This window comes from Streptomyces sp. NPDC048659 (assembly GCF_040650575.1).
GTDB lineage: Bacteria > Actinomycetota > Actinomycetes > Streptomycetales > Streptomycetaceae > Streptomyces.
In genome coordinates this window covers 18,284-43,922 of the sequence record NZ_JBEZHM010000061.1, presented here as the reverse complement: position 1 = coordinate 43,922, position 25,639 = coordinate 18,284, and the positions used below count along the sequence as shown (strand labels likewise).

Here is a 25,639-nt window from a genome sequence, read left to right as displayed (position 1 = left end):
GCGGGTGACCATGGTCCCATCGGCGGTCCCGGTGCCTAGCCGTGCGGCGAGCTCGCCCAGGGGTGTCGGGCGGAGCCGCTCCGGGCGGGGCGGGGGCGGGACGGGGGCGGTACGGTCAGTCGCCCTGCGCGCCGCTCGCCCGGCGGCGCAGGAGCCAGGTACCGCCCACGGCGGCCGCGGCCAGCACCGCCGCGCCCGCCGTGACCTGGGCCGTGTCGGGGCCCACGCTGCCGCCGACACCGGTCTGCACATGGCCGCTCGGGCCCTTGTGCTTCACGAAGAGCTCACCGCGGGCGGTCCGCCCGTTGTCGCAGGCGACGCTGATGCCGTAGCTCCCGGAGCGGGCGTGGTGCGGCACGGTGAACCGGCCCACCACGACCTCCTTGTGCGTGCTCGGGTCGAGCTGGAAGTCGCCCGCGCCGAGCGAGTTCGCGTCGCCGACGCCGTGGCCGTGGGAGCCGCAGGCGAGGGTGTTGACGGTGACGGTGCTCCCGGGGTCGGCGGAGGACGGGAAGATCTCCAGCGCCTCGGGGCGCCCGTCGTGCCCGTCGTTGCCGTTGTTCGCGTACGCCAGGGGCGCGGCGAGGGCTCCGAGGGCCCCGAGGGCGACGGCGGCCACCGCGGTGCGGGTGAGCAGGGGGACAGGGGTGCGGCGCATGGGGGGCCTCCGTGGCGCGCGGACGGTCTTGCGGAAAGGGGCTTCCGTAGGACCGAGATAAATGCGTGCGGAGGTCACGCGCCTGCTGATGTCCCATCAGAATTGCTCCGTCCGGTGTGGCGCGTCCGCTGGCGCCGACGCGTCTTCGCAGGTCAGAGCGGGTGTCACTGTGTCAGCTGACGGGGCGTGCCGAACGGGTGAGCGGGTGAGCGGGTGGGCGGGGGCGCGGGGGTGCGGGGATAGGGGGGTGCGGCGGAGCCCCCGCGCCCCGCCCCCTCAGACGGTCTCCCACGGGGCCGCCGCGTACGCCGCGTACACCCGGTCCATCAGCTCCCCGTCGACCGTGAGCTCGACCCCGTCGATCCGGGAGACCGGCGCGATGCCCCGCGAGTTCGTGACGAAGGCCGAGCGGAAGCCGGGCAGGTCCGCCAGGGTGACCCGGCGGGTGGTCGAGGGCAGGCGCGGGGCCAGCAGGGCCATCGTGATGCCGGCCAGGCACGGCGCCGACGGCCAGATCACCGAAGTGCCGTCCCAGAAGGCGATGTTGGTGACCGCGCCCTCGGCGATCTCGCCGTCCGAGGCGGTCAGCAGCGCCTCGTCGAAGCCCGCCCGGCGGGCCGCCTCGCCGTGGAAGGTCTGGCCGAAGCCGCCCAGGTGCTTGATGTGCGCGGCGGGGCGCCAGTACGCGACCGAGCGCAGCGCCTGCGGGGTGCGGTCCGGCGGGAAGGGGGCCCGTACGGTCACGACGGTGCGGGCGCCCTCGTACACGTACACCCGCACGGACGCGTCCCGCCGCCCCGCCGCCTCCAGCGCGCCGCCGACGAGGGCGCGGACCCGGCCGCCGTCCAGGCCCCGGTCGAAGAGCTCGCGGGTGGACCGGTCCAGGCGCTCCAGGTGCAGCCCGAGGCCCTGCGTCCGGCCGTCGCGCACCTGCATCGCGGTGAAGTGGCCGTACCCGCTCATCAGGGTCGCGAGGAGCTCCGGGTCGGCGGCGGGGGAGCCGTCCACCTCGATGTGCAGGGCGGGCGTCCCGGCGGGCGTCTCGGCGGGGGCCCCGCCGGGCGTCTCGGCGGGCGAGGTGACAGGCGAGGTGGCAGGCGGAGTGGCGGGCGGCGTGCCGGGCGCGGCGGGGGTGGTCATGGGGCCCACCGTATGCCCGGAGAAAGGGGCTTGACCTCAACTAAACTTGAGGTACCACGATCCTCGGCATGGACATCACCACCGCCCAGCAGGGCCCCCTCCGTCTCGCCGTCATCGTCGCCAGCAACCGCGAGGGCCGCTTCGGCCCCGTCGTCGCCGACTGGTTCACCGCCCGCACCGCCGAGCGCGACGACTTCGCCGTCGACCTCGTCGACCTCGCCGAGATCGACCTCCCCACCGCCCTCTCGCACGCCCCCGCCCCCGCCGTCCGCGCCGAACTCGCCAAGGTCACCCCGGTCCTGGCCGCCGCCGACGCCTTCGTCGTCCTCACCCCCGAGTACAACCACTCCTTCCCCGCCGCCCTCAAGTCCCTCATCGACTGGCACTTCGGCGAATGGCAGGCCAAGCCCGTCGGCTTCGTCTCCTACGGCGGCATGTCCGGCGGCCTGCGCGCCGTCGAGCAACTCCGCCAGGTCTACGCCGAGATGCACGCCGTCACCGTCCGCGACACCGTCTCCTTCCACGGCGCCCACGGCCGCTTCCACGAGGACGGCACCCCCAAGGACCCCGAGGGCACCGAGGCCGCCGCGAAGTCCATGCTCGACCAGCTCGCCTGGTGGGCCCACGCCCTGCGCGACGCCAAGGCCGTCCGCCCGTACGCCGGTTGAGCGGAAGGACGTCCCGTCATGCTGCTGCGCCTCCTCGCCGCCCGGCTCGGTCCCCACCGGCCCCGGCTCGCGTTACTCGTCCTGCTCCAGCTCGTCCAGGTGCTCGCCTCCCTCACCCTGCCCACCCTCAACGCCGACGTCATCGACCGGGGCGTGCTGCGCGGCGACACCGCCCGCGTCCTGGCCGGCGGCGGGCTCATGCTCGCCGTCACCCTCCTCCAGGCCGCGGCGGCGGGCGCCGCCGGCTACACCGGCGCCCGGATCGCCATGGGCCTCGCCCGCGACCTGCGCTCCGAGACCTTCCGCCGCGTCCAGGACTTCTCCGCCCGCGAGACCGGCCGCTTCGGCACCGCCTCGCTCATCACCCGCACCACCAACGACGTCCAGCAGATCCAGACCTTCGCCGTGCTCGTCCTCACCATGCTGGTCCCCGCGCCCCTGCTGTGCCTCGGCGGCCTCGCCATGGCCCTCGACCAGGACGTCCCGCTCTTCCTCGTGCTGCTGCTCTTCGTCCCCGTGATGACCGGCGCCGTCGGCGCCGTCGTCCTGCGGATGCGGCCCCTGTTCCGGGGGATGCAGCAGCGCGTCGACCGGGTCAACCGGCTGCTCCGCGAGCAGATCACCGGCATCCGGGTCGTCCGCGCCGTCGTCCGCGACCGCCACGAACGGCGCCGCTTCGCCGCCGCCAACGACGAACTGCGCGACGTCGGGCTGCGCGCCGGACGCCTCCAGGCCGTCATGTTCCCGACCGTCCTCGTCGTCTGGCAGCTCGCCACCCTCGGCATCGTGCTGGTCGGCGCCCACCGGATCGACTCCGGCGCCCTCCAGCCCGGCGGGCTCATCGCCTTCCTCGGCTATCTGCTCCAGATCTCCATGTCCGTGATGATGGTCCTCTTCCTCCTCATGCACATGCCGCGCGCCGAGGCCGGCGCCGAACGCGTCCGCGAACTCCTCGACACCGTCCCCTCCGTCACCCCGCCCGCCGACCGCCGGCCCCCGGCCGGCGACCCGGGCCTGCTCGGCCTCGACCATGTCGGTTTCCGCTACCCCGGTGCCGAACAGCCCGTCCTCACCGACGTCTCCCTCACCGCCCGCCCCGGCCGCACCACCGCCGTCATCGGCTCCACCGGCAGCGGCAAGTCCACCCTCCTCGGCCTGATCCCCCGCCTCCACGACACCACCGGCGGCCGGGTCACCCTCGGCGGCACCGACGTCCGCGCCCTCGACCCCGCGCTGCTCGCCCGCACCGTCGGCCTCGTCCCGCAGAAGCCGTACCTCTTCTCCGGCACCGTCGCCACCAACCTGCGGTACGGGAAGCCCGACGCCACCGACGAGGAGCTCTGGCACGCCCTGGAAGTCGCTCAGGCCGCCGACTTCGTACGCAAGCTCCCGGCGGGGCTCGACGCGCCCGTCACCCAGGGCGGCGGCAACCTCTCCGGCGGCCAGCGCCAGCGCCTCGCCATCGCCCGGGTCCTCGTCGCCCGCCCCCGGGTCTACCTCTTCGACGACTCCTTCTCCGCCCTCGACAACGCCACCGACGCGCGCCTGCGCGCCGCCCTCGCGAAGGAGACCGCCGACGCCACCGTCGTCATCGTCGCCCAGCGCGTCTCCACCATCCGCGACGCGGACCGGATCGTCGTCCTCGACCACGGCCGCGTCGTCGGCTCCGGCGACCACGCCGAACTCCTCGCCGCCAACCCGACCTACCAGGAGATCGTCCGCTCCCAGTCCGGCCACGAGCCCGCCCGGGACCACGAGCCCGCCCGGGAGCACGTGCCCAGCCGCGAGCCCGCCCCGGCCCACGAGCCCAGCCGCGAGCCCACCCGGGCCCACGAGCCCAGCCGCGAGCCCACCCAGGACCACCACCCCACCCACCCGGCCGACCAGGAGACCGCGGCATGACCACCAGCGCCCCCGTCCGCGACCGCGGCCCCGAGCCCGGCCCCGCGACGGCCCCCACAACCACCCCCGCCCCCGCCCCCACACCCACCCCCGCCCGCGTCGGCCCCCCGGCGCACCAGCGCGCCCCCGGCGCCCCCACTCCCGCCCTCGAACGCTCCCTCCACTTCCGGGCGTCCGGCCTGCGCGTGCTGCGCACCCTCGCCCCCGACCGGCCGCTGCTCCTCGCCGTGCTCGCCGCCGCCGCCCTCGCCGTCGCCCTGTCCGTCCTCTCGCCGCTGCTCCTCGGCCACGCCACCGACCTCGTCGTCGGCGGCGCCCGCACCCCCGGCGGCGTCGACTTCGGCGCCGTCGGCCGGGCCCTCGCCGCCTCGGCCGCCGTCGTCGCCGCGGCCTCCCTCCTCACCTGGCTCCAGCAGCGCCTCGCCGCCACCGTCGTCCAGCGCGCCGGTCACCGGATGCGCGCCGAGGCCCAGGCCAAGCTGTCCCGGCTGCCCCTCGGCCACGTCGACCGGCAGTCCCGCGGCGAACTGCTCTCCCGCGCCACCAACGACGTCGACAACGTCGTCCAGACCCTCCAGCAGGCCCTCAGCCAGATGACCCGGGCCCTGCTCACCCTCGTCGGCGTGCTCGCCGCGATGTTCTGGATCTCCCCGCTGCTCGCCCTCGTCGTGCTCGGCACGGTGCCGCTGTCCGTCGGCGTCGCCGCGCTCGTCGGCCGCCGCGCCCAGCCCCAGTTCGTCCGCCAGTGGGCGGTCACCGGGCGCCTCAACGGGCACGTCGAGGAGATGGTCACCGGCCACGCCGAGGTCGTCGCCTTCGGGCGCCGCGAGGAGGCCGTCCGCCGCTTCGACGAGCTCGGCGAGGAGCTGTACGGGGCCGCCTTCCGCGCCCAGGCCGTCTCCGGCTTCATCCAGCCCGCCCTCACCCTGGTCGGCAACCTCACCTACGTCCTCATCGCCGTCGCGGGCGGGCTGCGGGTCGCGAGCGGCACCCTCACCGTCGGCGACGTGCAGGCGTTCATCCAGTACTCGTACGAGTTCAACGGCCCGGTCACCCAGGTCGCCGCGATGGCCAACCTGCTCCAGTCCGGGGTGGCCTCCGCCGAGCGGGTCTTCGACCTCCTCGACGCGGAGGAGGAGACCCCCGACCCCGCCGACCCGGTCCGCCCCGCGCCCCCCGAGGGCCGGGTCTCCTTCGAGAAGGTCTCCTTCCGCTACGAGGACGGGGAGCCGCTCATCGAGGACCTGTCGCTCGCGGTGGAACCGGGCCAGACGGTAGCGATCGTCGGCCCCACCGGCGCCGGCAAGACCACGCTGGTCAACCTCCTCATGCGCTTCCACGAACTGACCGGCGGCCGGATCACCCTCGACGGCGTCGACATCGCGAGGATGACCCGCGAGGACCTGCGCGGCGGCATCGGCATGGTCCTCCAGGACACCTGGCTCTTCGGCGGCACCATCGCCGAGAACATCGCGTACGGCGTCCCCGGCGAGGTCTCCCGGGAACGGATCGTCGAGGCCGCCCGCGCCGCCCACGCCGACCGCTTCGTGCGCACCCTGCTCGACGGCTACGACACCGTGCTCGACGAGGACGGCGGCGGACTCAGCGCCGGCGAACGCCAACTCGTCACCCTCGCCCGCGCCTTCCTCGCCGAACCCGCCGTGCTCGTCCTCGACGAGGCCACCAGCTCCGTCGACACCCGCACCGAGGTCCTGATCCAGCGCGCCATGACCGCCCTGCGCACCGGCCGCACCAGCTTCGTCGTCGCCCACCGGCTCTCCACGATCCGGGACGCCGACCTGATCCTGGTGATGGAGAACGGCACGATCGCGGAGCGCGGCGGCCACGAGGAACTCCTGGCCGCGCACGGCGCCTACGCCCGGCTGCACGCGGCGCAGTTCGCCCAAGGGGCCCCGGAGTAGCGGGAGTCCCCGGCGGGACCAGCCGCTGCCGCTGCCCCCGCCGAGCCCCGCGCCCGCCGCGCCGCGCGACCCGGCGGCCCGGAGCCGCCCTGCCGTACGGTGGGCGGGTGATCCCCAGCATCCTCACCGTCGTCACCACCACCGACGCCCGCGCCAAGGCCGAGGCCCTCGCCCGGGGGTCCGTCGAGGCGCGGGTCGCCGCGTGCGCGCAGGTGTCCGGGCCCGTCACCTCCGTCTACCGGTGGCAGGGCGCGATCGAGACCGCCGAGGAGTGGCGGGTGGAGTTCAAGACCACCGAGGCGCGGTACGCCGCCCTGGAGGCGCACCTGCTCGCCGCGCACGACTACGAGACGCCCGAGCTCCTCGCGACCCCGGTGGCGCGGGCGGGCGCCGACTACGCCCGCTGGGTCGAGCGGGAGACCACCGCCCCGTGAGCGGCGCCGAACCGCCCTTCTTCGTGTACGGGACGCTGCGCCCCGGCGCGTACAACCACGACCGCTTCCTGCTCGGCCGCACCGGCGCCGAGGAGGACGCGGTGCTGCCGGGGGCGCTGCTGCACGACGGGCCCGGCTACCCCTTCGCGGTCGCCGGCCCCGGCCGGGTCGCGGGCGCCCTGGTCTCGGCCGCGCCCGGCCGCTACGGCGAACTGCTCGGCGTACTGGACCGCCTGGAGGAGCCCGCGGGCTACGAGCGGCTGCTGCGCCAGGTGGTGCGGGCCCGCGACGGGGCGCACGTGAGCGCCTGGGTGTACCTGGCGGCGCCAGGCGCCCCGCTGGGTCCGGTGATCGCGGGCGGCGACTGGTTCGGACGAGAGTTCAAGGACAGGCCGTAGGGTCCGCGGCGGTCTCCGCCGCCCCGGTCAGGGCCGGGCGCGCGGTGCGGCGGCGAGGGCCTCGGTGACGCCGTCCTCGCGGGCGCCGAGGAAGTGCGGGTCGGGGCGCAGGGCCGCGTCGAGGGCGGCCTTCCCCGCCGCGGCGACCTCGCGGGTGGTGCCGTAGTACCAGGTGGAGTCGTGGGGTTCGGGGACGCCGACGCCGTACGACTCGACCCCGGCCGCGCCGCAGAGGGCGACGGCCCGCTTGATGTGGAAGTCCTGGGTGACGAGGACGGCCCGGTCCACGCCGAAGATCTTCTTGGCGCGGACGCAGGAGTCCCAGGTGTCGAAGCCCGCGTAGTCGCTGACGACCTTGTCGTCGGGGACGCCCCGGCCGGCCAGGTAGGCGCGCATGGCGCTCGGCTCGTCGTACTCGGTGCGGCTGTTGTCGCCGGTGACGAGCAGGACCCTGACCTTGCCGGCGCGGTAGAGCTCGGCGGCCGTGTCGAGCCGGTGCGCGAGGTAGGGGGTGGGACGCCCCTTCCACAGCCCGGCGCCGAAGACGACGGCGACGTCCTGCGCGGGCACGTCCGCGGTGGTGCGCAGCCGGTCCCCGGTGGTGACGTGCATCCAGGTGGCGGGGGCGAGGGCGAGCACGGCGCCGAGCATCACGGCCTGGACGGTGCGGCGGCGGGCCCGGGTGGTCCGGGGAATCGGCAGGCGTACGCCGCGCATGGGGGTCCTCCGTGGTGGTGCGGGGTCGGTGCGGTGGCCGGTGCGGGGCCGGTCACCTGCTCCGACGCGCGGGAGCGGCGTTCGGTTCACTCGCCGGGCCGGGCACCTGTCCGGACGCGGGGTCGGGCGCCGGTCCGGACGGCCCGGTCCGCGGCTGCCCCCAGATCAGGGCGGCCAGGCCCATGCCGAGCACCATCCCGAGCAACTGGGCGGCGGCGAAGGCGCCGACGGAGCCGGGGGCGATGCCGGTGAACGAGTCGGAGAAGGCGCGGCCGACGGTGGCGGCGGGGTTGGCGAAGGAGCCGGAGGAGGTGGCCCAGATCGCGGCGCCGATGTATCCGGCGACGGCGACCGGGGCGAGCGAGGAGCGGCCGATGCGGCGCAGGCCCTGGATGACGAGGACGAGCCCGGCGGTGGCGACGGCCTCGCCGATCAACAGGTGGGTCTCCGAGCGCCGTTCGGTGGCGAGGGTGCCGGGTGTGTGGCCGAACATCGCCTCTGCGAGCAGGGCGCCCGCGACGGCGCCGGCGACCTGGGCGCCGAGGTAGCAGGCGACCTCGGCGGCGCCGCCCTCGCGGCGGTTCGGCCACCACTCGGAGAGGGTGACGACGGGGTTGAAGTGGGCGCCGGATATGGGCCCGAGGAGGGTGATGAGCAGGCCGAGGCCGATGGCGGAGGCGCCGGCGTTGGCGAGCAGCCGGACGCCGAGGTCCTGGCTGAGCGAGTCGGCGCGGATGCCGGAGCCGACGATGACGGCGAGGAGGGCGGCGGTGCCGGCGAACTCGGCGGTGACGCGCCGGGAGAGCGAGGGGGCGGTGGCAGGAGACGACAGTGTCATGGCGGAAAACATATTCCGTTGTACGGAACGAAAAAATGGTGAGGAGAGAGAAGTGGGACTCCCTTTACCATCCGCTGGTGATGATCGACTCGACCCTCCTCCTCGCCGCCGCCGTCCGCAACAACGCCGACTGGTGCGACACGATGTGCCGCGCCCACGGTCTGCCCGGCTCCTTCGGCACCCGCGCCTGGAGCAGCCCGCGCCGCACCCCGCTCTACTACCCGGACGCCGTCACCCTCGACGCGGACGCGACGGCCGCCGACGTGCTCGGCGCGATCGACCTCGGCACGCCCGGCGCCTCGGTCAAGGACAGCTACGCGCGCCTCGACCTCGGCCCGGACTTCCGGCCCCTCTTCGACGCGCACTGGATCCACCGCCCCGTCGGGGCCCCCGAACTCCCCATCACCGCCGGCCACCGCCCCGTCCGCACCCCGGAGGCCCTCGCCGCCTGGGCGCTCGCCTGGAGCGACGGCGACGCGGAGGAGGCCGCGCTCTTCCGGCCGGAGCTGCTCGCCGACCCGGCCACGACCGTCGTCGGGGCCTACGACCCCACCGGCCGGGTCCTCGGCGGCGCCGTCCTCACCGAGTCGGCCGGCGTCATCGGCGTCTCCAACCTCTTCACCGTCGCCGACGTCGACGCCGGCCACGCCTGGTCCGGCGCCCTCGCCCACGCCGCCCAGGCCGCCCCCGGCCTCCCGGTCGTCGGCTACGAGTCGGGCGACGCCCTGACGGACGCGAAGGCGGCGGGCTTCACGGAGCTGGGCACGCTGCGGATCTGGCTCGCTGCCTAGGGGAACTCGCCGCCGCTTGGTCCCGGTTGTCCGTCCCGGCGGCTACCGTCGGAGACATGGAAGGCAACGGAGACACCAAGGGCAGCAACAGCACCGACGGCGGCATCAGCGGCAACGGCGGCAGCGGCATCAGCGGCACCGACGTCCTCACCGGCACCGACAGCACCCCCGGCTACGACACGTACGCCACCGCGCGCTGGGCCGCCGAGCCCGACAAGCGCCCCGGTCGCACCGCCTTCCAGCGCGACCGGGCCCGCGTCCTGCACTCCGCCGCGCTGCGCAGGCTGGCCGGCAAGACCCAGGTCGTCACCCCCGGCACCCTCAGCCACGCCTGGGACGCCAGCCCCCGGACCCGGCTCACCCACTCCCTGGAGTGCGCCCAGGTCGGCCGCGAGCTCGGCGCCGCCCTCGGCTGCGACCCCGACCTCGTCGAAGCCGCCTGCCTCGCCCACGACATGGGCCACCCGCCCTTCGGGCACAACGGCGAGCAGGCGCTCAACGACTTCGCCAAGGACTGCGGCGGCTTCGAGGGCAACGCCCAGTCGCTGCGCCTGCTCACCCGCATCGAGCCCAAGCGCTTCGTCACCGACCCCGCCACCGGCGCCCAGGTCAGCGTCGGGCTCAACCTCACCCGCGCCGCCCTCGACGCCGCCACCAAGTACCCCTGGGGCCGAGGCGGCCACCCCACCGACCCCGGCTCGCCCAAGTTCGGCGTGTACGAGGACGACCTGCCCGTCTTCGCCTGGATCCGGGCCGGCGCCCCCGCCCACCGCAAGTGCTTCGAGGCCCAGGTCATGGACTGGTCCGACGACGTGGCCTACTCGGTGCACGACTTCGAGGACGGCCTGCACGCCGGCCACATCGACCCGAACATGCTGCTCGCCGAGCCCGAGCGCGCCGACATCTGGGCCGTCGCCCTCGGCCGCTACGTACCCGAGGACACCGACCCGCAGGAGCTCGCCGACGCCCTCGACCGCCTCGTCGACCAGGACTGGTGGCCGCACGGCTACGACGGCTCGGCCGTCGCCCAGGCCCGCCTCAAGGACGCCACCAGCCAGCTCATCGGCCGCTTCTGCCTCGCCGCCGAGGGGGCCACCCGGCAGGCGTTCGGCTCCGGCCGTCTCACCCGCTACGGCGCCGAGCTCGTCGTCCCCCGCGAGACCCGCAACGAATGCGCGGTCCTCAAGGCCGTCGCCGACCGGTACGTGATGCAGCGCGCCGAGCAGGAGGCCCTCCGCGCCGACCAGCGGATCGTCCTCGCCGAGCTCGCCGACGCGCTCACCGCCCGCGCCCCCGAGGGGCTCGACCCCCAGTTCCGCGCCCTGTACGTCAGCGCGGCCGACGACCGTTCCCGCAAGCGGGTGATCGTCGATCAGATCGCCTCCCTCACCGACGCCTCCGCCCGCAGCCTCCACGCACGCTTCCGCGCCCAGCGACCGTAAGGGCCGTTCGCCCCCTTCCGGTGCCCCTCGCTCGTGCGGGACCCTCGCATCCACGCCCCGAGGCGGACGGCCCGCGCCGGGCAGGGGGGCGTAGCGTAGTGAACCGGTCGCAACGAGGAGGAATGAACGTGGTCGACGCAGATCAGACCTTCGTCATCGTCGGCGGGGGGCTCGCCGGAGCCAAGGCCGCGGAGACGCTGCGCGCCGAGGGGTTCACCGGCCGGGTGATCCTCATCGGCGACGAACGCGACCACCCCTACGAACGCCCGCCGCTCTCCAAGGGCTACCTCCTCGGCAAGGAGGACCGCGACTCCGTCTTCGTCCACGAGCCCGCCTGGTACGCGCAGGCCGACATCGAGCTCCACCTCGGCCAGACCGTCGTCTCCGTCGACCGCGAGGCCCGCACGGTCCGCCTCGGCGACGGCACCGTGATCCGCTACGACAAGCTGCTCCTCGCCACCGGCTCCGAGCCGCGCCGCCTCGACGTCCCCGGCACCGGCCTGGCCGGCGTCCACCACCTGCGCCGCCTCGCCCACGCCGACCGGCTGCGCCACGTCCTCGCCGCCCTCGGCCGGGACAACGGGCACCTGGTGATCGCCGGCGCCGGCTGGATCGGCCTGGAGGTCGCCGCCGCCGCCCGCGAGTACGGCGCCGAGGTCACCGTCATCGAGCCCGCCGCCACCCCGCTGCACCACGTCCTCGGCCCCGAGCTCGGCCAGCTCTTCGCCGACCTGCACGCCGAGCGCGGCGTCCGCTTCCACTTCGGCGCCAGGATCACCGAGATCACCGGCCAGGACGGCATGGTCCTCGCCGTCCGCACCGACGACGGCGAGGAGCACCCCGCCCACGACGTGCTCGCCGCCGTCGGCGCCGCCCCGCGCACCGCCCTCGCCGAGACCGCCGGGCTCGCCCTCGTCGACCGCGCCGACGGCGGCGGCATCGCCGTCGACGAGTCGCTGCGCACCTCCGACCCCGACATCTTCGCCGCCGGCGACGTGGCCGCCGCCCACCACCCGTCGCTGCACACCCGGCTGCGCGTCGAGCACTGGGCCAACGCGCTCAACGGGGGCCCCGCCGCCGCCCGCGCCATGCTCGGCCAGACCGTCTCCTACGACCGCGTCCCCTACTTCTTCTCCGACCAGTACGACGTCGGCCTGGAGTACTCGGGCTGGGCGCCGCCCGGCGCGTACGACCAGGTCGTGATCCGCGGCGACGCCGGGAAGCGGGAGTTCATCGCCTTCTGGCTGCGCGAGGGCCGGGTCCTCGCCGGGATGAACGTGAATGTGTGGGACGTCACAGAGACCGTCCAGAACCTGATCCGCTCCCGTGCCGCCGTGGACCCCGACGCCCTCGCCGACCCCTCCGTGCCGCTGGCGAGCCTGATCGGCTGAGCCGTCCCCGTAGAATTCACGCGTGGCAGGCAGGATCAACGATGACGACGTGAAGGCGGTACGGGACGCGGTCCCGATCGACGCCGTCGTGTCCGAGTACCTCCAGCTGCGCAACGCGGGCGGCGGGAACCTGAAGGGCCTGTGCCCCTTCCACGACGAGAAGTCGCCCTCCTTCCAGGTCAGCCCGAGCAAGGGACTCTTCCACTGCTTCGGCTGCCAGGAGGGCGGCGACACCATCGCCTTCGTGATGAAGATCGACCACCTCTCCTTCTCGGAGACGGTCGAGCGCCTCGCCGCCAAGGCGGGCATCACCCTGCGCTACGAGGAGGGCGGCTACAACCCCGGCCACCAGCGCGGCGAACGCACCCGCCTGGTCGAGGCCCACCAGGCCGCCGCCCGGTACTACGCCGAGCAACTCGGCTCCGCCGAGGCCGAGATCGGACGCCGCTTCCTCGCCGAGCGCGGCTTCGACCAGGCCGCCGCCGAGCACTTCGGCGTCGGCTACTCCCCGGCCGGCTGGGACCACCTCACCCGCTACCTGCGCGGCAAGGGCTTCACCGACCGCGAGCTGATCACCTCCGGCCTCTCCCAGGACGGCCGCCGCGGCCCCATCGACCGCTTCCGCGGCCGGCTCATGTGGCCGATCAAGGACGTCGGCGGCGACGTCGTCGGCTTCGGCGCCCGCAAGCTCCGCGACGACGACAACGGGCCCAAGTACCTCAACACGCCCGAGACCCCGATCTACAAGAAGTCCCAGGTGCTCTACGGCATCGACCTGGCCAAGAAGGACATCGCCAAGGTCAGCCGCGCCGTCGTCGTCGAGGGCTACACCGACGTCATGGCCTGCCACCTGGCCGGCGTCACCACCGCCATCGCCACCTGCGGCACCGCCTTCGGCGGCGACCACATCAAGATCCTCCGCCGGCTCCTCATGGACAACGGCTCGGCCCGCGTCATCTTCACCTTCGACGGCGACGCCGCCGGCCAGAAGGCCGCCCTGCGCGCCTTCGAGGACGACCAGAAGTTCGCCGCCGAGACGTACATCGCCATCGCCCCCGACGGCATGGACCCCTGCGACCTGCGCCTCGCCAAGGGCGACGACGCCGTCCGCGACCTCGCCGAGCCGCGCACCCCGCTCTTCGAGTTCGCGCTCCGGCAGATCGTGAACCGCTACGACCTGGAGATCCCCTCCGGCCGGGCCGCCGCCCTCGACGAGGCCGCCCCGATCGTCGCCCGGATCAAGAACATCGCCTCCCAGCACGAGGTCGCCGTCCAGCTCGCCGGGATGCTCGGCATCCTCGACACCCAGTTCGTCGTCCGCCGGGTCGCCCAGATCGCCCGCTGGCAGCGCGGCGGCGGCACCAAGGGCACCGACCAGTCCGCCGGCCGGGGCGCCGCCCGCGCACAGCGCGGCTACGGCGACGTCCAGGCCCCCGTCGCCCCCGCCGGGCCCGCGCTCAACCTGCGCAGCCCCGCCCACCGCACCGAGCGCGAACTGCTCAAGCTCGCCCTCCAGCGCCCCGAGCTGGTCTCCCCGGCCTTCGACGCCTACGGGATCGACGAGTTCACCGCCCCGCCCTACGCGGCCGTCCGCCAGTGCGTCCAGGACGCGGGCGGCGCCGCCGACGCCCCCTCCGACTACCTCGACGCGGTCCGCGAGGCCGCCCCCGACGACACCGTCCGCGCCCTCGTCACCGAACTCGCCGTCGAGACGATCTTCGCCAGGACCGTCGACGAGGCGTACGCGGGCGACCAGCTCGTCACCGTCCGGCTGCGCGCCGTCGACCGCCGCATCCGCGACGTCCAGGGCACCCTGGCCCGGCTCGGCGCCCAGGGCGACCCCGCGCGGATCGCGGCCGTGCAGAACGAGCTGTGGGTCCTCACCCAGTACGGGCAGTCGCTGCGCAACCAGGGCGCCGCCGCCCTCTGACGGGCCGGGGCCGCACGTTCGGTCACGGACCGGACTCAAAAAGTCACCGCACGCCCCTCGTGGCGGCGATGTGTCGTACCGCACACTGGGTGACGGTGCAGTCCCGCTGCCGTCACGCCCCCGAACCGGCAGCGATCACCCACCCTGGAGGTCGCCCCCCGTGCAGACCCAGACCGTCACCGTGTCCCAGGACCCCACCCCGGCCGAACTCGGCGCCGTCGAGCGCGAGGCCGGGACACCGCCCCAGCGCCGCCGCCCCGACCCAGGCGCCGGCAGCCCCTCCTCCGACCTCTTCCGGCAGTACCTGCGCGAGATAGGCCGGGTGCCGCTGCTCACCGCCGAGGAGGAGGTGGAGCTCGCCCGCCGGGTCGAGGCCGGGCTCTTCGCCGAGGAGAAGCTGGCCCGCACCCCGCACCTGGACACCCGGCTCGCGCTCGACCTGGACCGGCTCGTGGTGCTCGGCCGGATCGCCAAGCGCCGCCTCATCGAGGCCAATCTGCGCCTCGTCGTCTCCGTCGCCAAGCGGTACGTCGGCCGCGGCCTGACCATGCTCGACCTGGTCCAGGAGGGCAATCTGGGCCTGATCCGCGCCGTCGAGAAGTTCGACTACGCGCGGGGCTACAAGTTCTCCACGTACGCGACCTGGTGGATCCGCCAGGCCATGTCCCGGGCCCTCGCCGACCAGGCCCGCACCATCCGCGTCCCGGTGCACGTCGTCGAGCTCATCAACCGGGTCGTCCGGGTCCAGCGCCGGATGCTCCAGGAGCGGGGCTACGAGCCCACCGCCGAGGAGGTCGCCGCCCAGCTCGACCTCGCGCCCGAACGGGTCGGGGAGGTGCTGCGGCTCGCCCAGGAGCCGGTCTCGCTGCACGCCCCCGTCGGCGAGGAGGAGGACGTCGCCCTCGGCGACCTCATCGAGGACGGCGACGCCGCGTCCCCCGTCGAGTCCGCCGCCTTCCTGCTGCTGCGCGAACACCTGGAGGCGGTGCTCTCCACCCTCGGCGAACGCGAACGCAAGGTCGTCCAGCTCCGCTACGGCCTCGACGACGGCAGGCCCCGCACCCTGGAGGAGATCGGACAGCTCTTCGGCGTGACGCGCGAACGCATCCGCCAGATCGAGTCCAAGACCCTCAACAAGCTGCGGGACCATGCCTACGCCGACCAGCTGCGCGGCTACCTCGACTGACCGTGACCGGCGGCCCGGCCCGTCAGTCGACCTCGGCGACCGCCTGCGCGAACTGGGCCGCGTACAGCCGCGCGTAGGCGCCGCCCGAGGCCAGCAGCTCCTCGTGCGTGCCCTGCTCCACGATCGAGCCGTTCTCCATCACCAGGATCACGTCCGCGTCCCGGATGGTGGAGAGCCGGTGCGCGATCACGAAGCTGGTCCGCCCGTGGGCGAGCCGCGCCATCGCCTTCTGGATCAGCACCTCGGTCCGGGTGTCGACCGAGCTGGTCGCCTCGTCGAGGACCAGGATCACCGGGTCGGACAGGAACGCCCGCGCGATGGTGATCAGCTGCTTCTCGCCGGCGCTGACACCGGCCCCGTCGTCGTCGATGACCGTGTCGTAGCCCTGCGGCAGGGTGCGGATGAAGCGGTCCGCGTGGGCCGCCTTCGCCGCCTCCTCGATCTCCGCCCGGCTCACCTCGCGCGTGGTGCCGTACGCGATGTTCTCGGCGATGGTGCCGCCGAAGAGCCAGGTGTCCTGGAGGACCATGCCGATGCCCTCGCGCAGGTCCTCGCGGGCCATCTTCGCGATGTCGACGCCGTCGAGCGTGATCCGCCCGCCGGTCACCTCGTAGAACCGCATGAGCAGGTTGACCAGGGTCGTCTTGCCGGCGCCGGTCGGGCCGACGATCGCGACCGTCTGGCCCGGCTCCACCGCGAGCGACAGGTCCTCGATGAGCGGCTTGTCGGCCTCGTAGCGGAAGGACACGCCCTCCAGGGCGACCTTGCCCTTGAGGTCCGCCGGCTTGACGGTGGCGGGCCCGTCCGGCGCCTGCTCCTCGGCGTCGAGCAGCTCGAAGATCCGCTCGGCCGAGGCGACCCCGGACTGCACCAGGTTCGCCATCGAGGCGACCTGGGTCAGCGGCATCGAGAACTGCCGGGAGTACTGGATGAACGCCTGCACGTCACCGATGGACAGGCTGCCGCTCGCGACCCGCAGACCACCCACCACGGCCACCAGGACGTAGTTCAGGTTCGACACGAACAGCATCACCGGCTGCATCACGCCGCTGTTGAACTGCGCCTTGAACCCGGCCTCGTACAGCGCCTGGTTCTGCTCGTGGAAGTCCTGCCCGGACTCCTCCTGCCGGCCGAAGACCTTCACCAGCGTGTGGCCGGTGTACATCTCCTCGACATGGGCGTTGAGCTTGCCCGTGGACTTCCACTGCTGCACGAAGTGCGGCTGCGACCGCTTGCCGATCTTCGTGGCGACCACCACCGAGATCGGCACCGTCACCAGCGCCACCAGGGCCAGCAGCGGCGAGATCCAGAACATCATCACGAGCACGCCCACGATGGTCAGCAGCGAGTTGATCAGCTGGCCCATCGACTGCTGGAGCGTCTGCGAGATGTTGTCGATGTCGTTGGTCGCCCGGGACAGCACCTCACCGCGCTTGGCCTTGTCGAAGTACGACAGCGGCAGCCGCGCCAGCTTCGTCTGCACGTCCTCGCGCATCCGGTACACGGTCCGGTTGATCACCTTGATCGACATGCGGGTCGACACCAGCATCAGCAGACCGGCCAGCAGATAGACGCCCAGCGTGACGCCGAGCACCTCGCCGACCGCCGTGAAGTCGATGCCGTGGCCGGGCGTGAAGTCCACCCCGCCCAGCATGTCCGCCATCCCGGAGTCGCCCTTGGCCCGCAGCGCGTCCAGGGCCTGCTGCTTCGTGGCGCCCTCGGGCATCTGCCGCCCGACCACACCCGCGAAGATCAGGTCGGTCGCCTTGCCGAGGATCTTCGGCCCGACCACCGAGGCCGCCACCGACAGCACGCCGGCGATCAGCATCACCCACAGCGAGCCCCGCTCCGGCGCGAGCTGGGCGAGCAGCCGCTTGCCGGAGCCCTTGAAGTCCATCGACTTGGCATCGGGGCCGGTTCCGGCCATGGGCATACGTGGACCGGCCATCAGGCTGCCTCCGCCTCGGTCAGCTGGGAGAGCACGATCTCCCGGTACGTCTCGTTCTCCGCCATCAGCTCGTGATGCCGTCCGGTGCCCACGACCCGGCCCTCGTCGAGGACCACGATCCGGTCGGCGTCCCGGATGGTCGACACCCGCTGGGCGACGATGACCACCGTCGCGTCGGAGGTCTCCTCGGAGAGCGCCGCCCGCAGCAGGGCGTCCGTCTCGTAGTCGAGCGCGGAGAAGGAGTCGTCGAAGAGGTAGATCTCCGGCCGCTGCACCAGCGTGCGGGCGATCGCGAGCCGCTGCCGCTGCCCGCCGGACACGTTCGTGCCGCCCTGCGCGATCGGCGCGTTCAGCCCCGCCTCCAGCTTCCGCACGAAGTCGGCCGCCTGGGCGACCTCCAGCGCGTGCCAGAGCTCCTCGTCGGTGGCGTCCGGCTTCCCGTACCGCAGGTTCGTCGCGACCGTCCCGGAGAAGAGGTACGGCTTCTGCGGGACCAGGCTGACCGTCTTCGCCATCAGCTTCGGGTCCAGCTCGCGCACGTCCACGCCGTCGACGAGGACCTCGCCGCCGGTCACGTCGAACAGCCGCGGCACCAGCCCCAGCAGCGTCGACTTGCCGCTGCCGGTCGAGCCGATGATCGCGGTGGTCTCACCCGGCCGGGCGACCAGCGCGACGTCCTTGAGGACCGACTCCTCGGCGCCCGGGTACCGGAAGTCCGCGCTCCTGACCTCCAGGTGCCCGCGCCGCCCCAGCTCCGTCACCGGCGCCGCCGGCGGGACCACGCTGGACTCGGTCGACAGGACCTCCTCGATGCGCTCGGCGCACACCTCGGCCCGCGGCACCATCATGAACATGAAGGTGGCCATCATGACCGCCATCACGATCTGCATCAGATACGCGAGGAAGGCGGTCAGCGCGCCGATCTCCATCCCGCCGCTGTCGATGCGGTGCGCGCCGAACCAGACGACGGCGATCGACGACACGTTCACGACCGTCATCACGGTCGGGAACATCAGCGCCATCAGGCGCCCGGTCGACATCGACACCTCGGTCAGCTCGGCGTTGGAGCCCGCGAAGCGCTCCCGCTCGTAGTCGTCCTTCACGAAGGCGCGGATGACCCGGTTGCCGGTGATCTGCTCGCGCAGCACCCGGTTCACGGTGTCGAGACGCGTCTGCATGGTGCGGAACAGCGGGCGCATCCTCCGCACGATCAGCGAGACGGCGATGCCGAGCACCGGCACCACGGCGAGCAGCACGGCCGACAGCGGCACGTCCTGGCCGAGCGCCATGATGATGCCGCCGACGCACATGATCGGCGCGGACACCATCAGGGTGAACGCCATCAGGACCAGCATCTGGACCTGCTGCACGTCATTGGTCGTACGGGTGATCAGCGAGGGCGCGCCGAACTGCCCGACCTCGCGGGAGGAGAAGGACTGCACCCGGTCGAAGACGGCGGCGCGCACGTCCCGCCCGAGCGCGGAGGCCGTGCGGGCACCGAAGTAGACGGCCCCTATGTTGCAGACGACCTGGATCACGGACACGCCGATCATCAGCGCGCCGAACCGCAGGATGTAGCCGGTGTCCCCGCTGACGACACCGTTGTCGATGATGTCGGCGTTCAGGGTCGGCAGGTAGAGCGTGGCGCTGGTCTGCAGCAGCTGCAGCACCACGAGCAGGGCGATCGGTTTTCGGTACGGCCGAAGGTGGGTTCGGAGGAGTCTTATGAGCACGGGTTCTACTATCGCCCGCACCGGTCCGGCGTTACGACTCGGTTTCCGGGCCCCACGGCAGCCCTGGCCAAGTCTTTACGAAGCGGAGGCCACAGGTCCCGTCCCGGCGGGCCCGAGGCCCCGGCCGTCACCCGCCGAAGGCCCCGGGGTGGATCTGCTCCCTGGTGGCGATGTACTGCTGCCGCACGGCCTGCCCGACGGCGAGCTCCTCGCCCGGCTCGAAGACCTGGGCGGCGGCGCCCTGCCAGGCCGGGGGAGCGGCCGGGGAGAGCGTGCCCCGGGACACCCCGAGCGCCCACGCGGCCTGCCGGGCGGCGCCGAGCGCCGCGTAGTCGGCCGGCTGGGGGACGACGACCTGCGCGCCGAACAGCGCGGGCGCGAGGGCCTGCACGGCGGGCAGCCCGGCGGCGGCCCCGAGCAGGAACACCCGGCGCACCTCGACGCCCCGGCCGCGCAGCACGTCCATGGCGTCGGCGAGGGAGCAGAGCATCCCCTCGAAGGCGGCGCGGGCCAGGTGCTCGGGCTTCATCGACTCGCGGCGCAGCCCGGAGAGGGTGCCGGCGGTGTGCGGGAGGCTCGGGGTGCGCTCGCCCTCCAGATAGGGGAGCAGGACGAGCCCGGAGGCGCCGGCGGTGGACTTGAGGGCGAGCGCCGAGAGCTCGTCCAGCGACTCCGCGCCGAGCATCTCGGCGGTGCCGCGCAGCGCGCGCACGGCGTTCGAGGTGTGCACGACCGGCAGGTGCATCCCGGTGGCGTCGGCGAAGGAGGTGATGGCGCCGGCCGGGTCGCTGAGCGCCTCTTGGTGGACGGCCATGACGGAGCCGGAGGCGCCGAGGGAGACGACGGCGTCGCCGGCGCCGAGCCCGAGCCCGAGGGCGGCGGCCATCGTCTCGCCGGTGCCGGCGGAGATCAGCAGCCCCTCGGGCGTGGTGCCGGCGGCCTCGGCGGGGCCGAGCACCTCGGGGAGCACGGCCTGGTGGCCGAGGGCCAGCTCGACGAGGTCGGGGCGGTAGGTGTTGCCGCGGGCGGACCAGTAGCCGGTGGCGGAGGCGGCGCCGCGGTCGGTGGTGCGGCGGGCGGGGCGGCCGAGGAGCTGCCAGACGAGCCAGTCGTGCGGCTGGAGGAGCATCGCGACCCGCTGGGCGTGCTCGGGCTCGGTGCGGGCGAGCCAGCGCAGCTTGGCCAGCGGGAGCCCGGAGTGCGGGACGACGCCGACGGCCTCGGCCCAGGCGGACCGGCCGCCGAGCCCCTCCACCAGGTCGGCGGCGGCGACCTGGGCCCGCTTGTCGTTGCCGACCAGCGCGGGCCGCACCAGGGCGCCCTGCGGGTCGAGCGGGACGAGCCCGTGCTGCTGCGCCGCGACCCCGATGGCCTCGACACCTTCGAGCAGCCCGCCGGTGGCGGCCTCGCCGAGCGAGAGCAGCCACGCCTGCGGGTCGACGTCGGGGGCCTTGGGATCGACCGGGTGCGGGGCATGGCCCTGGCGCAGCACGGCGCCCGTATCGGCGTCACAGACGACGATGCGGGTGGAATCCGAAGAACTGTCGAGTCCGGCGACTATCCCCATGACACATGATTCTGCCGTATGCCGGGCCGTGCCGGGGTCAGGTGTTGCTGGTCCCCCAGTCGTCCTCGTCGAACCCGGGGAGCTGCCCGTTCCGCTCGCGCCGCGACCGGATCCTCTGCGCTTGGTCGCCGACGGCGTGCAGCGCCTTCCCGGCGGCCTCGCGCCCGGTCTGCGCGGCGGACTCGGCGGCGTTGCGCACGGCCGGGTTCTGCGCCACGGCCTGCGCGGACTTCTTCATCCGCTCGTACTGCTCGCGCCCGGCGCGGGTCCCGAGCACGAACCCGACGGCCAGTCCCGCGACGAAGATCAGCTTGTACCGCACGGCTGTGACCCTTCCCTGGAGCGCCCTGGGGATACCGATTGGCGGAGCACCCCCCTGCTTGCGCTAATCTATGTCTCGCAGCGAGCGACCGCCGCCTGGCAAGGCCAGTGGTGGATCCGTTCGTCGCAACGCAGCAATCCCCTGTAGCTCAATTGGCAGAGCAGCCGGCTGTTAACCGGCAGGTTACTGGTTCGAGTCCAGTCGGGGGAGCGCGATCCCCTGTAGCTCAATTGGCAGAGCATTCGGCTGTTAACCGGAGGGTTACTGGTTCGAGTCCAGTCGGGGGAGCAGAGCGGAAGAGGACCCTTCGGGGTCCTTTTTCGTTTCCCCGGGAACCACCGGCCGCGCCCCGGAGTCCTCTAGATCGAGCATGGCCGACCATCCGAAGCAGGAGATCGTATGAGCGGCTATGCTGCGGCAGACGGCGCGCACACTTGTACGCGCCGTGGTGTTCGGGGCGGTAGCTCAGCCGGTTAGAGCAGCGGACTCATAATCCGTCGGCCGTGGGTTCGAGTCCCACCCGCCCCACCACTGCCCGTGCCCGCAGGAAGGATTCGCCTGCGAGCGCGGGCTTCTTTTCATACCTACGGTGCACCCTCGACGACCGGTGCAGGGGCAGCGACACGCCGGCGTCACCCGGTCGGCGGGGCCTTGATGCCGGCCTCGTACAGTCGTCCCGGCAGCCACCTTGCCGTAATGGACTCGTGACGATCCGTTTGCCCCCGAGAGTAGGCGCTTGCGCCCGGTTTGGGTCGGCCGCACCTTCCTGACGTGCGGTTTTCGTTGTCGATTTCCCCTTGATCGGGTTCGTGGTCGGTGCGTAGGGTGCCTCGAATGGCTGGCCCTTGGCCCGCCGTTCGAACGTATGTATGAGCCCGGGGGGGCTCTGGAGGGGTGGGGTGTCATGTCTTTTGATGCGCGGCGTCGACTACTGAGAGTGGCGGGGGGTGTACTCGCCGGCGTCCTTGCCGTCGGCGTCACTCCCGGCATCGCTCTCGGGGCGACAAGCCTGGAGTCGAAGGCCGGCTCATCAGCCGAGGCGGGTTCGCCTTCGGTGCGAGCGGCGCAGTCGGGAGAGCCTGTCGAGGTGGTCGCCGAGCGCACCGAGTACACGACGACGATGGCGAACCCGGACGGCACGTTCACGCTGACGCAGGCGACGACGCCTCAGCGCGCGAGAGCCGCGGACGGTACGTGGCGCGGGGTGGACGCATCCCTCGAGCGTCGCGCGGACGGCAGCGTCGGTCCGAAGTCGGCCGTCGTGGATCTGAGCTTCTCGAACGGAGGCGACGGCGACGGTCTGATCCGCCTGGGAGGTGACCGGGGCTCGCTGACGTTCGACTGGCCGACGCCTCTCCCGGCGCCGGTCCTCTCGGGCGACACCGCCACGTACCCCGAGGCCTTCGCGGGCGTCGACCTGCAGCTGACCGCGACCTCCGAGGGCTTCCGCGAGGTCTTGGTGGTCAAGAGCGCCGAGGCCGCCGCGAATCCGCAGTTGGAGCACATCAAGCTCGACGTGCGGGCTGACGGGCTGCGGGTCGTCCCGGGCGCGGGCGGCGGTGTCAGCGCGCTCGACGACAACGGCAACGCCGTCTTCAAGGGTCCCGCCGGCCTGATGTGGGATTCCGCCGGTACGGCGCCGACCGGGCCCCAGCCGATGGGCGCCAGGGCGGCGTTGAAGTCTTCTTCACGGGCTGCGGCTGTCCCCACCGAGGAGCAGCCGGTGGACGAGGCCGACGCCCCGACCAAGGGGGACGCCCGCGAGGCGTTGCCGGTCAAGGTCCAGGAAGGCTCGCTCGCGGTCACCCCCGACCTCGACCTGCTGCGCGGTTCGGACACGGTCTACCCCGTGTACATCGACCCGCCCATGGGCCTCGGGTACTCCGAGCGGACGGTGCTGTCCTCCGACGGCGACCACTTCTGGCAGTTCAGCGGCGACTACGGCGTCGGATTCTGCGGCACCTCCGGCGGCTACACCTGCGGCAACAACTACACCAACCGCATGTACTACGAGTTCGCCCCCACGAAGCTCGCGGGCAAGAAGATCCTCGACGCGACGTTCCGCGCCTACGAGACCTGGTCCTTCAACTGCAATCCGTGGACAGTCGACCTCGTCCGCACGGACAACATCTCCGAGGCGACCCGTTGGCCCGGGCCGGCGCAGCGGGACTGGGTCGGCGACCGACTGGTGTCCTACGGACGCGGGGACCTGTGCAGCCCGGCGCAGCCCGACGCCTGGGTCGAGTTCCATGACAATCCCGCGGAACCCAACGAGAACCTGACGCCCACCGTCCAGTCGTTCGCCGACGGCAAACTCGCCCGGCTGACGCTCATGCTCCGGGCGAACAACGAGTCCGAGCCCCGGGCCTGGAAGCGGTTCAACCAGAACGCCGAGCTGCAGATCGAGTACGCCCCGAAGCCGGGCGTGCCCACCAGCGTCGGAGTGATCCCGGGCGACGGCACGACGGCCTACTGCGAGCCCGAGAGCAAGCCCACCGTGGTCACCCGCGCGGACCCGATCGTCCAGGCCGCGGTGCAGACGCAGGTGGCCCCGGCCTCCGGCGAGGGCCAAGGCTCGCTGCGGGCCTACATGGCCGTCGAGAAGAAGAAGAGCGACGGGTCGTGGAGCAGTTCCTGGACCGCGGCCGCGCCCTCCACCGGCTTTCACGTGGACAACACGCTCGAGAAGGTCCGGTTGTCGGCCCGGGAGGACGGCGTTCTCTACCGGATGCGTGCCCTGACCCAGTCGCACTGGACCTATGCCGGCGTGACATCGAGTCAGTCTTCGGCGTACTCGTCTTGGTGCTACTTCACGATGGACTCGACGGTTCCGAAGCCTCCACAGATCTCACTGGACACAGGCAACCCCTACACCTGCACTCCTTCGGACACCTGCACCCCCGGCGGAGGCGTGGATGTCCCGGGCCGGTTCAAGCTGACACCGCACCCGGACGACAAGGACATCAAGGGCTACCGCTGGTACCTGCAGGACCCGCGCACGGTACGTGAGATCGCGGCGAACCAGACCGGGCCCGACACGCCGATCGAGGCCATCCCGGCCACGGGAGGCAAGCTCACCCTGGTCGTCGAGGCACGCGACGTGCGCAACCGGTGGGGCGCCCCCGCCGAGTACGCCTTCAGGGTGCCGCTGCCGCAGGGACCCACGGGCGAGTGGCGCTTCTCGGAAGGCACCGGAACCACCGCTGCCAACACGGCGACGGAGGGCACTGCCAAGCCGGTGACGGTCTACCCGCAGGCGGGCGCGGCGGCGACCTGGTCCAGCCAGGCGCGCCGTGGCTCCGGTGACCACTCCCTGCGCCTCAACGACGACGTGACGGACCCCGCCAAGCGCACCGGCTACGCGACGACGCCGATGCCGATCAACACCGCGAACTCCTTCACGGTGTCGACGTGGGTGATGCTGACCGACGCCTCCTCCACGAAGGCGGTCCTCGCCGCTCCGGGGAACTCCGGCGTCGCGTTCACGGTGTACTACTCGTCCGCCGACAAGAAGTGGGTGCTCAACCGGTCGAACCATGACGGCTCGACCGGACTCGTCGCCATTCGGTCCGTCGCCGACTACGCGACCCCGCCGGTGAACGTGTGGACCCATCTGGCCGGGGTCTACTCCACCGGGAAGTGCGTGCAGAGTCCCTGCGACGACGGCCGGCCGGTGGAGGCGGACGACACGCTTCAGCTCTTCGTCAACGGAAGCCCGCAGGGTGCGCCTGTCAACCTGAAGAACGCCTCTTCCACCTACCAGCCGTGGTCCGCCACGGGGGACGTGCAGATCGGCCGGGCTCGGGTGAACGGCGTCTACACCCAGTACTTCACGGGCCGAATCGACGAGACCAAGGTGTGGCAGCGCGCCCTGAACGAGGACGAGCTGCGCTGGGAGAGCGCCCTCGCCTCGGACAACGCCCCGGCCACCGAACTGGTGGGGCAGTGGAACGCGGAATCAGCCGCACCCGGTGCCACGGTGATCGGCGAGTCGACCGAGTACGTGGCCGGCGACATGAAGATCAACGGTGCGGCGGTGGACGCCGAGGGCTCCGTGCCGTTGAACGGTACGACGAGCTACCTCAGTACGCCCCCGGGGCCCGTGGTCGACGAGTCCGGCTCCTTCACGGTCACGGCACGCGTCAAGCTCTCCGGCGATGCCCTCGAGAGCAAGCCCAACGGGTACCGTGCCCAGCTGCTCGGCCAGGCCACCTCGGCAGGCAGCGAATCCTCCTGGTCTCTGTGGGTGGAGAAGATGGCGACCGGCGTCTACATGTGGCGGTTCAGCCGGACGGCCGTCGACGGCACCGGCTCCGTCACCGCCTCCGCTCAGACGGGCAGCGACGACATCGCGACCCTTGAAGACTGGGTGCAGGTGACGGGTGTCTTCGATGCCGCGGAGCGGGACGGGGAGACGGGTGCCTATGGAAGGCTGCACCTCTTCCTGAACGCCGCCGAGCAGAGCACGGACATGGCGAAGTCCGCCTTCTCGTCCTACAGCCAGGGCGGCGGAGCGGTGGCGCTCGGTCGAGGAGCGGCCGGCGGGGCCCTCGGGCACTATATGCCCGGAGCGGTGTCGGAAGCTCGCGTCTGGGTGGGCGCCATGTCCCTCGACCAGGTGGCAAACAAGATCGTTTCGCCCGAGCTGTAGC

The 25,639-nt window shown here is 72.8% G+C and carries 19 protein-coding genes and 3 tRNA genes; 14 read left to right on the top strand and 8 right to left on the bottom strand.

Annotation, left to right across the window (positions count from 1 at the left end):
* Positions 1 to 115: 115 nt before the first annotated feature.
* Entirely contained in the window at positions 116 to 658 is a 543-nt protein-coding gene (locus AB0C99_RS32920; RefSeq protein ID WP_362483084.1) for a hypothetical protein, read from the bottom strand.
* A gap of 276 nt (positions 659 to 934) precedes the next feature.
* Entirely contained in the window at positions 935 to 1,798 is an 864-nt protein-coding gene (locus AB0C99_RS32915) for an aminotransferase class IV (RefSeq protein ID WP_362483082.1), read from the bottom strand.
* 68 nt (positions 1,799 to 1,866) lie between these two features.
* Here AB0C99_RS32915 and AB0C99_RS32910 point away from each other — a divergent pair, with 68 nt between their 5' ends.
* The 5 genes from AB0C99_RS32910 to AB0C99_RS32890 all read left to right on the top strand — a co-directional run bounded on the left by AB0C99_RS32910 (position 1,867) and on the right by AB0C99_RS32890 (position 7,122).
* Complete coding sequence (locus AB0C99_RS32910; protein WP_362483080.1) at positions 1,867 to 2,466, top strand: NAD(P)H-dependent oxidoreductase; 600 nt, start codon at positions 1,867 to 1,869, stop codon at positions 2,464 to 2,466.
* 18 nt (positions 2,467 to 2,484) lie between these two features.
* Positions 2,485 to 4,368 (top strand): ABC transporter ATP-binding protein, encoded by a 1,884-nt coding sequence (locus AB0C99_RS32905; protein ID WP_362483078.1) that lies wholly within the window; start codon positions 2,485 to 2,487, stop codon positions 4,366 to 4,368.
* A complete protein-coding gene (locus AB0C99_RS32900) occupies positions 4,365 to 6,290 on the top strand; it encodes an ABC transporter ATP-binding protein (RefSeq protein ID WP_362483076.1) in 1,926 nt (641 codons plus the stop codon). The genes AB0C99_RS32905 and AB0C99_RS32900 overlap by 4 nt, the downstream gene beginning before the upstream one ends.
* Positions 6,291 to 6,397: 107 nt before the next feature.
* The gene (gene cutA / locus AB0C99_RS32895) at positions 6,398 to 6,724 is read left to right on the top strand and encodes a divalent-cation tolerance protein CutA (protein ID WP_362483075.1); all 327 of its coding nucleotides are present in this window, start codon (positions 6,398 to 6,400) and stop codon (positions 6,722 to 6,724) included.
* Entirely contained in the window at positions 6,721 to 7,122 is a 402-nt protein-coding gene (locus tag AB0C99_RS32890) for a gamma-glutamylcyclotransferase family protein (RefSeq protein WP_362483073.1), read from the top strand. The genes cutA and AB0C99_RS32890 overlap by 4 nt, the downstream gene beginning before the upstream one ends.
* A 27-nt stretch (positions 7,123 to 7,149) precedes the next feature.
* Here AB0C99_RS32890 and AB0C99_RS32885 read toward each other — a convergent pair whose 3' ends face one another.
* Together AB0C99_RS32885 and AB0C99_RS32880 are read right to left on the bottom strand one after the other, a co-directional pair.
* On the bottom strand, positions 7,150 to 7,839 hold the full coding sequence (locus AB0C99_RS32885; RefSeq protein ID WP_362483071.1) for an ElyC/SanA/YdcF family protein: 690 nt from the start codon (positions 7,837 to 7,839) through the stop codon (positions 7,150 to 7,152).
* Positions 7,840 to 7,891: 52 nt separating this feature from the next.
* Positions 7,892 to 8,677 carry an aquaporin gene (locus AB0C99_RS32880; protein ID WP_362483069.1) on the bottom strand — a complete coding sequence of 262 codons (786 nt, stop codon included), beginning with the start codon at positions 8,675 to 8,677 and terminating at the stop codon, positions 7,892 to 7,894.
* Between the two features lie 80 nt (positions 8,678 to 8,757).
* Between AB0C99_RS32880 and AB0C99_RS32875 the strand changes: the two genes are divergently transcribed.
* The 5 genes from AB0C99_RS32875 to AB0C99_RS32855 all read left to right on the top strand — a co-directional run bounded on the left by AB0C99_RS32875 (position 8,758) and on the right by AB0C99_RS32855 (position 15,417).
* Complete coding sequence (locus AB0C99_RS32875) at positions 8,758 to 9,468, top strand: hypothetical protein (RefSeq protein WP_362483088.1); 711 nt, start codon at positions 8,758 to 8,760, stop codon at positions 9,466 to 9,468.
* Positions 9,469 to 9,596: 128 nt separating this feature from the next.
* Positions 9,597 to 10,910, top strand: coding sequence for a deoxyguanosinetriphosphate triphosphohydrolase (locus AB0C99_RS32870; protein ID WP_362483086.1), 1,314 nt, complete (start codon positions 9,597 to 9,599; stop codon positions 10,908 to 10,910).
* 128 nt (positions 10,911 to 11,038) lie between these two features.
* Positions 11,039 to 12,301 carry an FAD-dependent oxidoreductase gene (locus tag AB0C99_RS32865; protein ID WP_362483067.1) on the top strand — a complete coding sequence of 421 codons (1,263 nt, stop codon included), beginning with the start codon at positions 11,039 to 11,041 and terminating at the stop codon, positions 12,299 to 12,301.
* Positions 12,302 to 12,323: 22 nt separating this feature from the next.
* On the top strand, positions 12,324 to 14,231 hold the full coding sequence (gene dnaG, locus AB0C99_RS32860) for a DNA primase (protein WP_362483065.1): 1,908 nt from the start codon (positions 12,324 to 12,326) through the stop codon (positions 14,229 to 14,231).
* Between the two features lie 70 nt (positions 14,232 to 14,301).
* Positions 14,302 to 15,417, top strand: coding sequence for an RNA polymerase sigma factor (locus tag AB0C99_RS32855; RefSeq protein ID WP_362483063.1), 1,116 nt, complete (start codon positions 14,302 to 14,304; stop codon positions 15,415 to 15,417).
* 22 nt (positions 15,418 to 15,439) lie between these two features.
* Here the strand turns inward: AB0C99_RS32855 and AB0C99_RS32850 are convergent, their stop codons facing one another.
* The 4 genes from AB0C99_RS32850 to AB0C99_RS32835 form a co-directional block, all read right to left on the bottom strand.
* A complete protein-coding gene (locus AB0C99_RS32850) occupies positions 15,440 to 17,365 on the bottom strand; it encodes an ABC transporter ATP-binding protein (protein ID WP_362483062.1) in 1,926 nt (641 codons plus the stop codon).
* Positions 17,365 to 19,098, bottom strand: coding sequence for an ABC transporter ATP-binding protein (locus tag AB0C99_RS32845; protein ID WP_362483060.1), 1,734 nt, complete (start codon positions 19,096 to 19,098; stop codon positions 17,365 to 17,367). The genes AB0C99_RS32850 and AB0C99_RS32845 overlap by 1 nt, the downstream gene beginning before the upstream one ends.
* Positions 19,099 to 19,225: 127 nt before the next feature.
* Entirely contained in the window at positions 19,226 to 20,665 is a 1,440-nt protein-coding gene (locus AB0C99_RS32840) for an FGGY family carbohydrate kinase (protein ID WP_362483058.1), read from the bottom strand.
* Between the two features lie 37 nt (positions 20,666 to 20,702).
* The gene (locus tag AB0C99_RS32835; protein WP_362483056.1) at positions 20,703 to 20,987 is read right to left on the bottom strand and encodes a YtxH domain-containing protein; all 285 of its coding nucleotides are present in this window, start codon (positions 20,985 to 20,987) and stop codon (positions 20,703 to 20,705) included.
* Between the two features lie 137 nt (positions 20,988 to 21,124).
* On the opposite strand from AB0C99_RS32835, the gene AB0C99_RS32830 reads away from it, so the two are divergent.
* The 4 genes from AB0C99_RS32830 (at position 21,125) to AB0C99_RS32815 (ending at position 25,638) form a co-directional block, all read left to right on the top strand.
* A tRNA-Asn gene (locus AB0C99_RS32830) sits at positions 21,125 to 21,197 on the top strand.
* A gap of 5 nt (positions 21,198 to 21,202) precedes the next feature.
* Positions 21,203 to 21,275, top strand: a tRNA-Asn gene (locus AB0C99_RS32825).
* Between the two features lie 166 nt (positions 21,276 to 21,441).
* Positions 21,442 to 21,518 (top strand) — tRNA-Ile (locus AB0C99_RS32820).
* Positions 21,519 to 22,074: 556 nt separating this feature from the next.
* Positions 22,075 to 25,638 (top strand): LamG domain-containing protein, encoded by a 3,564-nt coding sequence (locus AB0C99_RS32815; RefSeq protein ID WP_362483054.1) that lies wholly within the window; start codon positions 22,075 to 22,077, stop codon positions 25,636 to 25,638.
* Position 25,639: the final 1 nt, after the last annotated feature.

Excerpts from the sequence above, each read along its gene's own strand:
- AB0C99_RS32920 (WP_362483084.1), bottom strand. The coding sequence starts at position 658 with ATGCGCCGCACCCCTGTCCCCCTGCTCACCCGCACCGCGGTGGCCGCC.
- AB0C99_RS32915 (WP_362483082.1), bottom strand. The coding sequence starts at position 1,798 with ATGACCACCCCCGCCGCGCCCGGCACGCCGCCCGCCACTCCGCCTGCC.
- AB0C99_RS32910 (WP_362483080.1), top strand. The coding sequence starts at position 1,867 with ATGGACATCACCACCGCCCAGCAGGGCCCCCTCCGTCTCGCCGTCATC.
- AB0C99_RS32905 (WP_362483078.1), top strand. The coding sequence starts at position 2,485 with ATGCTGCTGCGCCTCCTCGCCGCCCGGCTCGGTCCCCACCGGCCCCGG.
- AB0C99_RS32900 (WP_362483076.1), top strand. The coding sequence starts at position 4,365 with ATGACCACCAGCGCCCCCGTCCGCGACCGCGGCCCCGAGCCCGGCCCC.
- AB0C99_RS32885 (WP_362483071.1), bottom strand. The coding sequence starts at position 7,839 with ATGCGCGGCGTACGCCTGCCGATTCCCCGGACCACCCGGGCCCGCCGC.
- AB0C99_RS32880 (WP_362483069.1), bottom strand. The coding sequence starts at position 8,677 with ATGACACTGTCGTCTCCTGCCACCGCCCCCTCGCTCTCCCGGCGCGTC.
- AB0C99_RS32875 (WP_362483088.1), top strand. The coding sequence starts at position 8,758 with ATGATCGACTCGACCCTCCTCCTCGCCGCCGCCGTCCGCAACAACGCC.
- AB0C99_RS32850 (WP_362483062.1), bottom strand. The coding sequence starts at position 17,365 with ATGGCCGGTCCACGTATGCCCATGGCCGGAACCGGCCCCGATGCCAAG.
- AB0C99_RS32840 (WP_362483058.1), bottom strand. The coding sequence starts at position 20,665 with ATGGGGATAGTCGCCGGACTCGACAGTTCTTCGGATTCCACCCGCATC.